Origin of the sequence: Yersinia sp. 1252 StPb PI, assembly GCF_048593885.1 — a bacterium.
In the GTDB taxonomy this organism is placed as follows: domain Bacteria; phylum Pseudomonadota; class Gammaproteobacteria; order Enterobacterales; family Enterobacteriaceae; genus Yersinia; species Yersinia enterocolitica_E.
The window spans coordinates 1-14677 of record NZ_JAZGQE010000018.1 but is presented as its reverse complement, the minus strand read 5'-3'; the positions used below and the strand labels follow the sequence as shown (position 1 = coordinate 14677).

Here is a 14677-nt window from a genome sequence, read left to right as displayed (position 1 = left end):
ACTCTTTTCTCCTGAGACAAGGGGTTAAGATGGAGGGGATATCAGATAGGGATGCTATATGTTGAATTTGGCAAGTATGAGTTACCAAGGCACCAGACCGTTTTTATCCACCCATTTAAGACGTTCTGATAATGCTTCGCCATCGGGGAAAATCAGATCAGGTGCGATATCAGCCAGCGGATAGAGCATAAACTCGCGCTCTTTCAAACCATAGTGCGGCACAGTCAGGCGATCGGTTGTTATCACCTGTGAGCCATACAGCATGATATCCAGGTCCAGCGTTCGTGGCCCCCAACGTTGTTCTTTCCTTACCCGGCCCTGATTGCGTTCAATAGCTTGAGTGTGGTCCAGCAGTTGCTCGGGTGGTAGTGAGGTATCTAACGCTACCACGGCATTAAGAAAATCTGGCTGATCTTGTGGGCCTAACGGTTTGGTGCGATAAAATGGCGAACATGCAACTAACCGGGTGCGTGGTAGATGCTCCAACGCTTCCAGGGCGGTTTTAACCTGTTGCAGTGGCATGGCCTGATTGCTGCCTAACGCGATATAGACCCGGATCATGATGCGAATTATGCCCCTTCTTTACGTGGTGCTGGCTTACGTGGGCGGCGGGGACGAGAGCGTCGTGGTGCCGGATCAGCCCCTAACGTATTCAGCATGGTTTTCTGCTGTAGCGGCGTGGCTTCCTGGAACTCCCCCCACCATTGTGTCAAACGCTGCAACTCATGGTTATTTTCCACTTCAGCCCGCAGCGCTAACAGATCATAAGCAGCACGGAATTTCGGATGTTCCATCAACTTGTGCGCACGTTTACCCTGACGGCGAGACAGGCGCAGTTGCAGCAGCCAGATATCCCGTACCAGTGAGGTAATACGTTTTGGAACGGCCAACGAACGGCACTCTTCATCCAGCACATCATTCATTGCCAGCGCAAAGGCATCGTAATACGCCAAACCGCTTTCCTGCGTCAGTTTTTGCGCATGTTCAATCAACGGATACCAAAGCATAGCCGCAAATAAGAACGCTGGGTTGACGCGTTGATCATTATGCAAACGATGGTCAGTATTTTTTAGTACCTGAACCAGAATGCGCTCCATCGGAGAGTCATGCTGCTCAGTGAAATTACGTGCAATCAATGGGAATAATGGTTGGAACAACTGATATTCACACAGTTTTAAATAGGTTTTATAACCATAACCCGATTGCAACAGTTTGAGTGATTCTTCAAACAGGCGCGCTGGCGGGATCTCGTGTAGTAATGAGGCCAGACGTGGGATCGGCTCAGCGGTTTCCGGGCTGATCGTCATATCCAATTTGGCGGCAAAACGCACTGCACGCAGCATGCGCACGGGATCTTCACGGTAACGAGTTTCAGGATCACCAATCAGCCGGATAATGCCCTCTTTCAGATCACGCAAGCCACCGGTGTAATCACGCAGGGCAAAATCAGAAATACCGTAGTAGAGGCTGTTAATGGTGAAATCACGGCGCTGAGCATCATCTTCGATGGTGCCAAAAATATTGTCACGCAGCAGCATGCCATTTTGCGCTTGCTGGGAAGAGTTCTTGTCGCTATCTTCCGCCGGTTGTTGCTCATGGTGGCCACGGAAAGTGGCAACTTCAATGATCTCAGGGCCAAACATGACATGGGCCAGGCGAAAACGGCGACCAACCAGACGACAGTTACGGAATAATTTCCGCACTTGTTCTGGTGTCGCGCTGGTGGTGATATCAAAATCTTTCGGTTTTTTGCCCAGTAACAGGTCGCGGACGCCGCCGCCAACCAGATAGGCTTCATAGCCTGATTTATTCAGGCGATAGAGAACCTTCAGCGCATTATCGCTGATCTCTCTACGGGAAATATTGTGCTGATCTCGCGGAATAATCGTCATCGCACTCTGTTGTGAAGCAGGCACCGCATGATTCTTGCGGCCAGTATTTGTTCTGGCAGGCCTTTTCTCTTTGCGGGCCACGTTATCTTCACCGGGCACTTTATCTTTACGGGCACTACCATCACGGGCCGTATCATCACGGACAGCTTTGTTATCGCGTTCTGATTTATCATCGCGAATCAGTACCTTACGGCAGAAATTGGCTACTCGGGTAAAAATGGTACACCTCGATAGTGGCTAATAAATAACAGAACTACAGAAAAACAGCGGCTAATCATAGCTCACCGTGCTTACTTTGAGAATGCCGTTGTGTTTTCAGTGACTGCTATTGCCCCGTGAAGCGGAATTGCTGCCAACGTCCAATTTTCGACTGCAAAACGTAATAATAACGGTAAATCAAGATCTTGCCAGCATTCTGGCAGCGGTTGATGTAAAAACTTCAATGCATCAACCAAAATCGGGCGCGGATCGCCATCCGGTAGCGGTGTTGCATGGTTTTGCTTGGATAACTTATTACCGTCATGATTCAGTGCCAATGGCAAGTGCAAATAGCTCGGAGCGGGCTGCTGTAACTGTTGGTAGAGGGCTATTTGGCGCACGGTAGGTTCAATCAAATCAGCCCCACGCACAATTTCTGTCACGCCTTGAAAAGCATCATCAACCACCACAGCTAAATTATAAGCAAATAAGCCATCTCTGCGGCGGATAATAAAATCCTCTTGTGCCAGCGCAGATTCAACATGCAACTCACCCAGTAATTTATCATAAAAGGCATAAATCGGCTGTGTCTGTCGCAAACGAATGGCGGCACTATCAGCAGGTAAATGGCGGTCACGGCAATAACCGTCGTAGAATCCCCCTAGCTGTTGAATGCGGCTGCGTGTACACGTGCAGTAATAACTCAGGCCCTGCTGTTTCAACCAGTCTAATGTGGCGCGATAGGCTTCATGACGCTGGGACTGATAGATAACCTGACTGTCCCAATGGAGGCCATAGTGATCTAATGCCGCCAGGATACGGGAAGCAGCTCCGGGAATTTCTCGAGGGGGGTCAATATCTTCAATGCGAACTAGCCAGTTCCCGCGTTGAGCACGGGCTTGCAGGTAACTCCCGAGTGCGGCAATCAGAGAACCAAAATGTAAATCACCAGACGGGGATGGGGCAAAACGGCCCACGTACTTATGTTGCTGAACATAATGTTGCAGCACACTGGGCTGTTGAGTACTGATATCTTCGGACATAAAAAGGAAGGGAATTCCGCTTAATAGATACGGTGCCGGAGGTGACTCTGGCACCGTGTTATACCCTTCATATTTGGAGTTGTAGGGTTGTTAGCTACGCCTCTCGCCCGAATTACTTGTTTGTTAGCGCATCGGGATTCGTTCGCTTGCTGCCTATCTACAACGCCAATTTCATTGGGTATGCAGTTAGCCTGCCATCTGCTTTTCGCGGATTTCGGCCAGGGTTTTACAGTCAATGCACAAATCTGCAGTTGGCCGTGCTTCCAGACGACGGATACCAATTTCTACACCACAAGACTCGCAGAAACCGAAATCGTCATCCTCGACTTTTTTCAGCGTTTTTTCGATCTTTTTAATCAGTTTACGCTCGCGGTCGCGGTTACGAAGTTCAAGACTAAACTCTTCTTCCTGCGCAGCGCGGTCTACCGGATCAGGGAAATTAGCGGCTTCGTCTTGCATGTGCGATACAGTACGATCCACTTCATCCCTGAGCTGGTTGCGCCATGCTTCAAGAATCAGCTTGAAATGCGACAGCTGGGCGGCATTCATATACTCTTCGCCTGGCTTCTCTTGGTACGGTTCTACCCCAGCGATGGCGAGAATGCTCAAGGACGAGGTTTTACGTTTTTGCCCTTCTTGCATGATGCTTCTCCTACATTCATACGCACTATCGAAATCCCCAATACGGGGAAAAATCAGGCCGCTATAAATACCAGAAGGAAGGTAGGTTAGCAATTATTCCTGTCGCCTGCTTGACAATGGTGTGAAGGAAGGCGTATTTGGCGAACAACTTTCTCCAATAATCGCTTCTTTATTCAGCGCTTGTTGGTGAGAGCGTTTCGGCCAGTAATAACGGTAAGCGGGCGTCCAGCGCAATACCGTCAGGCGATAGTTGAAAACCGTAGCAAATAACCTCCACTCCTGCTTGCTGAGCCTGGGCCAGCAATTCTGCATAGCGATTGTCAATGTGTCGGGCCGCAGCGACTTGCCTGATGCCCGTATGCAATACGGCAAAAAAAAGTACCGCCCGGTGACCGTCGGCAACCATGCTTTGTAACTCCCTAAGATGCTTCTGACCCCGTAGGGTGACGGCATCCGGGAAATACCCACACTGTTGCTGTAATAAGGTAACCGACTTGACTTCAATATAGCAGTTAGACCTATTTTCTGCCTGCAATAACAAGTCTATACGGCTGTTCTCGTCTCCATATTTAATCTCTCTTTTGACAGAAGTGTAACCAGATAATTCAACAATATGGTTTTTATCTATCGCAGAGCTAACTAACTCATTGGCCCGTAAGGTATTTACGCAAATCCAATCACCACTTTGGGTGTGGGTTAACTCCCAACTGTGGGGATACTTACGTTTCGGGTTATCTGAGGTCGAATACCAAACTGTATCTCCGGGCGTCGCGCAACCCGTCATTGCCCCGGTATTAGCGCAATGAATAGTTAATGATTCTCCAGCGGGTGTCACAATATCAGCTAAAAAGCGTTTATACCGCAGGATAAGTGTGGCGGGCTGTAACCGTGGGTTAAAAGATAACAATTGAGGGTTAGACGTCATCAAATTTCCTTTCGCCGCCAGCCAGCGGCCAGCTTTGTATCAGGGTATAGCGGGTGCGACCGCGCACCAATACTGACTCATACAGTGAGAAGTGGTCTACGCACAAGCGTTGATTATTGGTTTTGGCCGGTATAACTACCGGGCGGGTAGCGCCACGCAACAAGGTCACATGGGGGTGGAATGGCAGTGATGTTTGGGCGCAACCACTGCGCGCAGCCTGAGATCGCAGCAACTGCGCCAACTGCAACAGGCCCCGGGGCGGATTTTTACAGCCAAGCCATATCACGCCCGAACCAGGCCAATGGCCGACATCATCTAAGGTTACGCTGAAGCCAGCCTGGCTGATACGCCCGGCTTGCTGCTGCAATACCTGTGCTTTAGCGGCACTTATATCGCCAAGAAATGCCAGTGTCAGGTGCATATTAGCGGCCTCGATAGGGCGACCGGCCTCTGGTGGGAAGCTCGCCGCCCGCCATTGCACAATATCCTGCTGCATGGTTTCAGGCAGTGTCAGGGCAAAGAACATGCGACGGAGACTTGTTTTAGTTTTATCAACGGTATCTATCATCTGGTTGGCATAATCACTCGGCTAAATACGCTCTACGGCCATGATGTTACAATGACTGACGATGAAAGTAGAGCATGGAGACAAATGTGGTGGTGAACCAGAAAGAGCGTGATGCGACAGTGACTGCTTTACCGGTAAGTGAAGTGCTCAGCGAGATACTCTCTGCGTTGCAAACCTCATCGCAAGTCTTACTCCATGCCCCGACCGGCGCGGGAAAATCGACCTGGTTACCGCTGCAAATCCTGCAATACAGTGGGTTGCCGGGGCGGATTATCATGCTGGAACCACGGCGGCTGGCGGCGAAAAATGTGGCTTACCGCCTGGCGCAACAACTGGGGGAACAACCCGGCCAGACGGTAGGCTATCGGATGCGCGCTGAAAGCAAAAGCGGGCCAGATACGCGTTTGGAAGTGGTAACCGAAGGCATTTTGACGCGCATGCTCCAGCAGGATGCTGAGCTAACGGGCGTCTCGCTGGTGATCCTCGATGAATTCCATGAACGTAGTTTGCAAGCTGATTTAGCGCTGGCGCTATTGCTGGATGTACAGCAGGGGCTGCGCGATGACCTGAAACTGTTAATCATGTCCGCGACTCTGGACAATCAGCGTCTTTCCTCGCTACTTCCTTGCGCGCCAGCCATTGTCTCGGCAGGGCGCAGCTTTCCCGTCGATCGCTGCTATCAGCCGCTATCAAGCCATGAGCGGATTGAAGATGGGGTTGCCAGTCGGGTTAAGCGTTTATTAAATGAGCAAACCGGTTCTTTATTGCTATTTTTACCCGGTGTCGGTGAAATCCATCGCGTGATGGAGCGCTTGCACGGTGCAGTAGCCAACGACACAGATCTTTGCCCGCTGTATGGTGCGCTGCCGCTCAGTGAACAGCAGAAAGCGATTCAACCGGCTCTCGCCGGACGGCGCAAAGTGGTGCTGGCGACTAATATTGCCGAAACCAGTTTGACCATTGAAGGCATCCGGCTGGTGGTGGACAGTGGCTTGGAACGGGTAGCGTGTTTTGATGTTAAAAATGGCCTGACCCGATTAGTCACCCAGCGTATCAGTCAGGCCTCAATGATTCAGCGTGCCGGGCGTGCCGGGCGGCTGGAACCGGGTATCTGCTGGCATTTGTTTGCTAAAGAGCAAGCCGAGCGAGCAGCGGAATACAGTGAGCCGGAAATCCTCAACAGCGATCTATGCAGCTTATGGTTGGAACTGCTGAATTGGGGCTGTCAGGATGTGGCACAACTGAGCTGGCTGGATCAACCGCCGCAGGCGGCACTCACTGTCGCGCGCGAGTTATTGATGCGACTCGGGGCCATCGACACCCATGGCCACCTTAGTGCTACGGGGCGCAGTATGGCGAGTTTAGGTTGTGAACCGCGTTTGGCGGCCATGTTGTGCTTTGCCGCAGAGCAAAGCCCCGATGCGTTGGCAACGGCGGCATTGCTGGCCGCCATTTTGGAAGAGCCACCCCGTTCTGGTCAGATTGATTTACACGATTGGCTTAGTCGGCCGCAACCTCACTGGCAGCGCCGGGCACGGCAATTGACGCAAAGAGTCAACCGCCGTTCAGGCAACGTGGACAGTAATCTCGCCGGCCAATTACTGGCACTGGCTTACCCTGATCGCATCGCGCAGCAGAGAGGGCTGGATGGTCGCTACCTGTTGGCTAACGGTATGGGGGCTGCAATGGCTCAGGATGAGGCGCTGTCACGTACCCCCTGGCTGGTGGCCGCCAACTTATTACAAAGCAACAGCGGGCCGGATGCGCGTATTTTGCTGGCATTGCCGATTGATGTTGAACAACTAGTAAAACAATTACCCCGGTTAGTCGACGAGCGGACGGTGGTGGAATGGGATGAAGAAAAGGGTACGCTGCGGGCCTGGCGACGCTGGCAAATCGGGCGTTTGACCTTACGGGCGCAACCGTTAGCCAAGCCGAGCGATGAGGCATTGCAATCGGCATTACTTAACTGGATACGCGAGCAAGGGTTGCAGGTACTCAATTGGGATGAGCATGCCGAGCAGTTACGCATTCGATTACAATGTGCTGCCCGCTGGCTACCTGAGGAGCCTTGGCCTGCGATGGATGATGACAGTTTGCTGAGCAAACTTGAGCTGTGGTTACAGCCGTCGCTGTCCGGCGTGCGGGCTTTCCGCGGATTGCGGCAAGTGAATATTAGCGAGGCATTAACCCGCTTGTTGAGCTGGCAGTTACGTCAACGGCTGGATACTGAGCTGCCAACTCATTACACTGTGCCCACGGGGAGCCGCCTGCCAATCCGTTATTATGTCGAGCGGCCACCGGTACTGGCGGTGCGTTTGCAGGAGGTCTTTGGCGAACAACACAGCCCGATGCTGGCCTGCGGGCGGGTGGCGGTGGTGTTAGAACTGCTCTCCCCGGCACATCGGCCATTACAGATTACGGGTGATCTAGCCGCTTTCTGGCAAGGCGCATATCGGGAGGTACAAAAAGAGATGAAAGGGCGTTATCCCAAACATGTCTGGCCGGATGATCCCGCGAACACCCGCCCGACTCGCCGGACTAAAAACTACCAAGATAAATAAGATCACATGGCCAACAGCCAATAATTTCAGATGTTTCCCCTTTCTATCCGACAAATTGGGGAATATATGATACCCAAAGTAATTCGAGTTGCAGGAAGGCGGCAAGCTAGTGAGTCCCGATGAGCTTACATAAGTAAGTGATTCGGGTGATTGAACGCAGCCAACGCGCATGCAGCTTGAAGTATGACGGGTATAAGCCGCAATAATCGCCAATGCGCGTGGAGAGAAATACATGTCTGGGGATGACCGCGAGCCAATAGGGCGCAAGGGCAAGAAAGCCCTACCCAAAGCCACATCGAAACGGCCACTGCGCCGGCGGCGTGATGAAGATGAGTTCGAAGAAGAAGACTATTTAGATGACGAAGAGCACGACGATGATGACTACGATGACGAGGAAGAGCCGATGCCAAGAAAGGTAGCATCACGTCCGCCCCGTAAAAAACGCCGCTGGCTCGGCTTATTTATCAAACTGTTTTTAGTCGGTGCCGTGGTGCTGGCTATTTATGGGGTTTACCTCGATTCGCAAATTCGCAGCCGCATCGATGGCAAAGTTTGGCAACTGCCAGCCGCTGTGTATGGCCGCATGGTTAACCTTGAACCGGGGATGTCCTACAGCAAAAAAGAGATGGTCGATTTGCTGGAAGGGATGCAATACCGGCAGGTTACCCGTATGACCCGTCCAGGTGAATTCACGGTTCAGGGCGATAGTATTGATATCTTGCGCCGCCCATTTGATTTCCCTGATGCGAAAGAGGGCCAGATCCGCGCGCGTTTGGTGTTTAAAAACGATCGTCTGGCCCAGATCCAAAATCTGGATAATCAGCGTGATTTCGGTTTCCTGCGCCTTGATCCTAAGTTGATTACCATGCTGCAATCACCTAACGGTGAACAGCGTCTGTTTGTGCCGCGTGCCGGTTTCCCTGATTTGTTAGTCGATACTTTGCTGGCAACCGAAGACCGCCATTTCTATGAGCACGATGGCATCAGCCCGTACTCCATTGGCCGCGCAGTAGTCGCTAACCTGACTGCCGGTAAAGCGGTGCAGGGCGGCAGTACCCTGACGCAGCAATTGGTGAAAAACCTGTTCCTGACCAACGAGCGTTCACTGTGGCGCAAACTTAACGAAGCCTATATGGCTCTGTTGGTGGATTACCGTTACAGCAAAGATCGGATTCTGGAACTGTATCTGAACGAAGTGTATCTCGGTCAAAGTGGTAGTGATCAGATTCGTGGTTTCCCGCTGGCAAGCCTGTATTACTTTGGTCGCCCGGTAAATGAACTGAGCCTTGATCAGCAAGCGATGCTGGTGGGTATGGTGAAGGGGGCGTCGCTGTATAACCCATGGCGTAACCCAACGCTGGCACTTGAACGTCGCAATCTGGTGTTGCGCCTGTTACAGAATCAAGGTGTGATTGACGCAGAGCTTTACACCATGCTTAGTGCCCGCCCGCTGGGGGTACAGCCAAAAGGCGGTGTTATTACTCCCCAGCCAGCTTTTATGCAGATGGTGCGTCAGGAACTGCAACAGAAACTGGGTGACAAGATTAACGATCTGTCTGGTGTGAAGATCTTCACCACACTGGATCCGGTTTCACAAGATGCAGCAGAAAAAGCCATTGAAGACGGCATTCCGGCGCTGAAAGCCGCTCGTCATTTGGATGATCTGGAAGCGGCGATGGTGATTGTTGACCGCTTCAGTGGTGAAGTTCGTGCCATGGTGGGCGGCGCACAGCCGCAGTATGCAGGCTTTAACCGTGCAATGCAGGCTCGTCGTTTAGTCGGTTCTCTTGCCAAACCACCCACTTATCTGACGGCATTGAGTGAGCCAGATAAATACCGCCTTAACACTTGGTTATCTGATCAACCGTTGTCGATCAAATTACCAAACGGTTCATCATGGCAGCCAAAAAACTATGATCGCCAGTTCCGTGGTCAGGTGATGTTGGTTGATGGGCTGGCTAACTCGCTGAACGTGCCGACGGTGAATCTGGGAATGTCGGTTGGGTTGGATCAAATCAGTGCGATGTTGCAGCGATTAGGGATCCCGAAAGCTGCTATTACTCCAGTTCCGGCCATGTTACTGGGGGCGATTGACCTGACTCCGGTTGAAGTAGCACAGGAGTATCAGACTATCGCCAGTGGCGGTAACCGTGCACCGTTATCGGCGGTGCGTTCGGTTATTGCCGAAGATGGCACCGTGCTGTATCAGAGCTTCCCACAGGCGGAACGCATGGTACCTGCTCAGGCGGCCTATTTGACACTTTATGCGATGCAACAAGGGGTGGCCCGTGGTACCTCTCGTTCGCTGTCAGTGAAATTCTCCAAATACACACTGGCGGCCAAAACCGGTACTACCAACGACCTGCGTGATAGCTGGTTTGCCGGTATTGATGGTAAGGAAGTGGCGATTGCCTGGGTTGGTCGTGACAATAACGGCCCGGCAAAACTGACCGGAGCCAATGGTGCGTTAACCTTGTATCGCCGCTATCTGGAGAACCAGACTCCACTGCCGTTGGTGTTGCAACCACCGGAAGGGATTAGCGAGATGAGCATTGATTCGGCGGGTAACTTTGTCTGTGGTGAGACTGGTGGTATGCGCACCATTCCTGTCTGGACTGAGAATCCGCAAGGGTTGTGTAAGGCGGCCCAGCCCGCTTCGCAACCACAAGCCGAAGGTGACGGTGTTGCCGGTTGGATAAAAGATATGTTCGGCCAGTAACAGTTAACCCACTGGCACGGTTATCGCGACCGTGCCAGTCTATTCATGCTCCACAGCTCCACTGTTTTGCCCCCGCACCTTATCCTCTCATTTCTTACTACTCAATCGACTGGCTTAGCGCTTGCAGTTCGTCGCAGGTTACGCATAAACTACCTGCTTTGATAATTATTTCACTTTGATAATTATTATCGTTTCGATTCACTTTCTCGCTATTTTTCGATAACGTTCGGGTCGCAATAATTGTTAAACCCGTTAACTTTTAATCGCAGGGCACCATCTTGGACCAACAGGCAAGCCAATCCAGCACTTTTATCCTCCGTGAGCTGAGTTTTTCGGTTCCCGGCCGAACCTTATTACAGCCACTGTCACTGACATTCCCACAAGGCAAAGTCTGCGGACTTATCGGCCATAATGGTTCCGGTAAATCAACACTATTAAAAATGCTGGGTCGCCATCAGCCACCATCAAGTGGCGAAGCCTTACTCAATGATGTGCCATTAGCGCTGTGGGACAGCAAAGCGTTTGCCCGTGAAGTTGCTTATTTGCCACAACAGTTACCGGCGGCTGAAGGGATGACGGTACGCGAATTGGTGGCGATTGGCCGCTATCCGTGGCATGGCGCGTTAGGCCGTTTTCGTCAGGAAGACCGCCAACAAGTGGAAGAGGCAATTGCGCTGGTCGATTTAAAACCCTTGGCTAGCCGGTTGGTTGACAGCTTATCCGGTGGCGAACGGCAGCGTGCGTGGTTGGCCATGCTGGTGGCACAAAATAGCCGTTGCCTGTTGCTCGATGAACCGACTTCGGCACTGGACATTGCGCACCAGGTAGAGGTATTAGGGTTAATTCAACATCTCAGCCGTGAACGCGGATTGACGGTCATTGCTGTGTTGCATGATATCAATATGGCCGCCCGTTATTGCGACCACTTAGTGGCATTGCGTGGCGGGGAGATGATTGCACAAGGGCCGGCTGACAGCCTGATGCAGGGAGAGGTATTGGAGCAAATCTACGGTATCCCAATGGGGATATTACCGCATCCGGCCGGTGGTGCGCCGGTAAGCTTCGTGTACTAATGACAACACATTTATCCATGGTTGAATCTCATTGCGCGATGCCAGATCACTCTCGGCGCAGACTGCTTACCGCATTAGCATTATCGCCGTTACTGCTGTCATTGCCCAGTTGGGCGCAGAATAGCGGCAAGATTGATGTTAATCGAGTTGTCACGTTAGAGTGGTTACCCACTGAGTTACTGTTGGCATTGGGGGTTACACCTTATGGTGTGGCTGACACCCATAATTACCGACTATGGGTTGAAGATCCTGAATTGCCTGCCAGTGTTATTGATGTGGGGCAGCGTACTGAACCTAACCTGGAACTGCTACAGCAAATGGCACCGTCGCTAATCCTGATGTCGCAAGGCTTTGGCCCTTCGCCGGAAAAACTCGCTCCTATCGCTCCCTCGATGAGTTTTGCCTTTAATGAAGAGGGCAGTTCACCGCTGGCAGTTGGCCGGAACTCATTGCGTACGCTGGGCCAACGGCTAGGGCTAGAAACGGTTGCGGAGCAGCATATTGCTGACTTTACCCACTTTATGCAGGTAGCTCGTCAACGTCTTTATCGCACCAGCCAGGCACCACTACTGATGTTTACTCTGTTGGACACTCGCCATGCGCTGGTCATCGGCAAAGGCAGCCTATTCCAAGATGTATTGGACCAATTGAAGATTGAAAATGCCTGGCAGGGGGAAACCAATCTCTGGGGTAGCTCGGTTGTGGGTATTGAACGTTTAGCGACCATAAAACAGGGGCGCGCCATCTGTTTCGATCATGGTAATCGTGAAATGTTACAACAGGTTGCTCGCACTCCGTTGTGGCAATCTATGTCGTTTGTGCGTCAAAACCAATTACGAATATTGCCGCCGGTATGGTTCTACGGCTCAACGTTGTCTGCCATGCGTTTTGTGCGTCTTTTGGAGCAGGCATGGGGTAATGCATCATGATGGCAACCCATCCACGCAAGAGCGGGTTACTGCCCATTGGATTACTTGGGCTGTTATTGATAATTGCTGTGGCACTGACTCTATATAATCTGCGCCAATTATTACCCGTTTCATTATGGGCTGAAGCGTTATGGCGGCCAGACAACAATGATGTTCGCCAGATGTTATTCCATTACAGCCAGTTACCGAGGTTGGTCGTCGCATTGCTCACCGGTGCTGGATTAGGGTTAGTCGGTGTTTTATTCCAGCAAGTATTGCGTAACCCATTGGCCGAACCCGCCACACTCGGTGTCGCGGCGGGTGCCCAACTTGGGCTGACAGTCGCTACCCTATGGATGCTACCCGGTGGCGAATTGACCCGCCAACTGGCAGCAATGGCCGGTGGTATGGTCATCGGTGCGTTGGTATTTGGTGTCGCCTGGGGAAAACGACTCTCGCCTGTCACTCTGATTCTGGCCGGCCTGGTTCTTGGTTTGTACTGTGGTGCAGTTAATGGTCTGTTGGCACTATTTAACTATGACCAGTTGCAGGGGCTGTTCTTATGGAGCAGTGGCGCACTGAATCAGCAGGATTGGAGTACGGTGCAATTTATTCTGCCACGCTTAGTGATTACCTGCATATTGGCAGCTTTACTGATACGCCCATTAACCTTATTGGGGCTGGATGATGGCATTGCCCGTAATCTAGGACTGGGGTTATCACTGGCGCGGTTGAGTGCGCTGGGCGTGGCAATTATTTTCAGTGCGATGTTAGTTAATGCAGTCGGAGTCATTGGGTTTATCGGTTTATTTGCGCCACTGTTGGCGAAAATTTTTGGTGCGCGGCGGTTATCTCAGCGCTTGATACTGGCACCGGTAGTCGGGGCGTTACTGCTCTGGGTTACCGATCAGAGCATCATCTGGCTGACGCAAGTCTGGCGGGAGATTCCTACCGGTGCGGCGACCGCCTTGATTGGTGCGCCACTACTGTTGTGGCTACTGCCACGTTTACACAGTGCGACCGCACCCAATATGGATTTTGGCGATAATGTTCCTGCTGAACGACAGCATTTAGGATTATGGATAAGTGTTGGTTTGCTGTTACTGCTGGCTGGGTTGACGGTAGCGCTTATGCTCGGCCGCGACAATCAGGGCTGGAGTTGGATTACCGGTGATGAATTTCAGGCAGTGTTACATTGGCGCTGGCCACGTGTGCTCGCGGCATTATCGGCCGGTATGATGCTGGCGGTGGCGGGGACCTTAATCCAAAAACTGACGGGTAACCCAATGGCTAGCCCCGAAGTTCTGGGTATCAGCTCTGGTGCTTCTTTCGGCGTGGTGGTCATGATGTTTATCGTGCCAGGTAATGCGTTGCTATGGTTGCTACCCGCCGGGAGCTTAGGGGCTGCGGCCACGTTATTGTTGATTCTGGTGGTTGCTGGTCGTGGCGGGTTCTCTCCAGGCAGAATGCTATTAGCAGGGATTGCACTGAGCACCGCCTTTACCACGGTAATCACGATGTTACTGGCCAGTGGCGACCCACGTATGCGCGGCTTGCTGGCGTGGATTTCTGGCTCTACCTACTCGGTTAATGGAACACAGGCAGTAACAACCGGTTTAGTTGCTTTGGTGCTGATTGCATTAGCGCCACTGTGCCGCAGATGGTTAATGATTTTGCCATTGGGCAGTGTCACCGCCAGAGCACTGGGTATGGCGCTTGCACCTAGCCGGTTAGCCATTTTGTTATTGGCTGCCATCTTAACTGCCGCTGCTACCCTGACAGTTGGGCCTTTAAGTTTTGTCGGGCTGATGGCACCACATATGGCGCGTATGATGGGCTTTCGCCGAGCCATTCCACAACTGTTTATCGCGGCTATTTTAGGTGGACTGCTGATGGTATTTGCCGACTGGTGTGGCCGCATGCTGTTGTTCCCGAACCAAATCCCCGCAGGGTTGTTGGCAACATTTATTGGTGCTCCTTACTTTGTTTATTTATTGCGTAAACAAGGGCGGTAAGCATTTATTATGTCAATAATCTGCTTCGTTTGAATATGGATTCTGATCCGTAGTTAGATTTTTATCAAATATATCATCGAGCTATTAATTATGAGTCGATGATATGGAGGGTATTGGGTTAATTTATAGT

At 51.7% G+C, this 14677-nt stretch carries 11 protein-coding genes; 5 read left to right on the top strand and 6 right to left on the bottom strand.

All coding sequences use genetic code 11. From position 1 onward, the window contains the following. Window positions 1–81: 81 nt before the first annotated feature. The 6 genes from folK to thpR form a co-directional block, all read right to left on the bottom strand. Window positions 82–561: a 2-amino-4-hydroxy-6-hydroxymethyldihydropteridine diphosphokinase gene (gene folK, locus V2A85_RS04790; protein ID WP_083160458.1), complete on the bottom strand. Its 480-nt coding sequence runs from the start codon at window positions 559–561 to the stop codon at window positions 82–84. A gap of 8 nt (window positions 562–569) precedes the next feature. Beyond that, window positions 570–1892: a polynucleotide adenylyltransferase PcnB gene (pcnB, locus tag V2A85_RS04785; protein WP_372559821.1), complete on the bottom strand. Its 1323-nt coding sequence runs from the start codon at window positions 1890–1892 to the stop codon at window positions 570–572. Window positions 1893–2182: 290 nt separating this feature from the next. Beyond that, window positions 2183–3133 carry a tRNA glutamyl-Q(34) synthetase GluQRS gene (gluQRS, locus tag V2A85_RS04780; protein ID WP_420070964.1) on the bottom strand — a complete coding sequence of 317 codons (951 nt, stop codon included), beginning with the start codon at window positions 3131–3133 and terminating at the stop codon, window positions 2183–2185. 186 nt (window positions 3134–3319) lie between these two features. Further along, window positions 3320–3775: an RNA polymerase-binding protein DksA gene (gene dksA / locus V2A85_RS04775; RefSeq protein WP_002209354.1), complete on the bottom strand. Its 456-nt coding sequence runs from the start codon at window positions 3773–3775 to the stop codon at window positions 3320–3322. Window positions 3776–3944: 169 nt separating this feature from the next. After that, window positions 3945–4700, bottom strand: coding sequence for a DNA/RNA nuclease SfsA (sfsA, locus tag V2A85_RS04770; RefSeq protein ID WP_372558036.1), 756 nt, complete (start codon window positions 4698–4700; stop codon window positions 3945–3947). Further along, a complete protein-coding gene (gene thpR / locus V2A85_RS04765) occupies window positions 4690–5268 on the bottom strand; it encodes an RNA 2',3'-cyclic phosphodiesterase (protein ID WP_372558037.1) in 579 nt (192 codons plus the stop codon). Before thpR ends, sfsA begins: the two co-directional genes overlap by 11 nt. 74 nt (window positions 5269–5342) lie before the next feature. Here thpR and hrpB point away from each other — a divergent pair, with 74 nt between their 5' ends. The 5 genes from hrpB (at window position 5343) to fhuB (ending at window position 14547) form a co-directional block, all read left to right on the top strand. Then, the gene (gene hrpB / locus V2A85_RS04760) at window positions 5343–7832 is read left to right on the top strand and encodes an ATP-dependent helicase HrpB (protein WP_420070963.1); all 2490 of its coding nucleotides are present in this window, start codon (window positions 5343–5345) and stop codon (window positions 7830–7832) included. 232 nt (window positions 7833–8064) lie between these two features. After that, window positions 8065–10551, top strand: a complete 2487-nt coding sequence (mrcB, locus tag V2A85_RS04755; RefSeq protein WP_420070962.1) for a bifunctional glycosyl transferase/transpeptidase — start codon at window positions 8065–8067, stop codon at window positions 10549–10551. A 278-nt stretch (window positions 10552–10829) separates the two neighbouring features. Beyond that, window positions 10830–11624: a Fe3+-hydroxamate ABC transporter ATP-binding protein FhuC gene (gene fhuC / locus V2A85_RS04750; protein WP_083160448.1), complete on the top strand. Its 795-nt coding sequence runs from the start codon at window positions 10830–10832 to the stop codon at window positions 11622–11624. 38 nt (window positions 11625–11662) lie between these two features. Further along, window positions 11663–12553, top strand: a complete 891-nt coding sequence (gene fhuD, locus V2A85_RS04745; RefSeq protein ID WP_372559822.1) for a Fe(3+)-hydroxamate ABC transporter substrate-binding protein FhuD — start codon at window positions 11663–11665, stop codon at window positions 12551–12553. Next, window positions 12550–14547 carry a Fe(3+)-hydroxamate ABC transporter permease FhuB gene (gene fhuB, locus V2A85_RS04740; protein ID WP_420070961.1) on the top strand — a complete coding sequence of 666 codons (1998 nt, stop codon included), beginning with the start codon at window positions 12550–12552 and terminating at the stop codon, window positions 14545–14547. Before fhuD ends, fhuB begins: the two co-directional genes overlap by 4 nt. Window positions 14548–14677 lie beyond the last annotated feature (130 nt).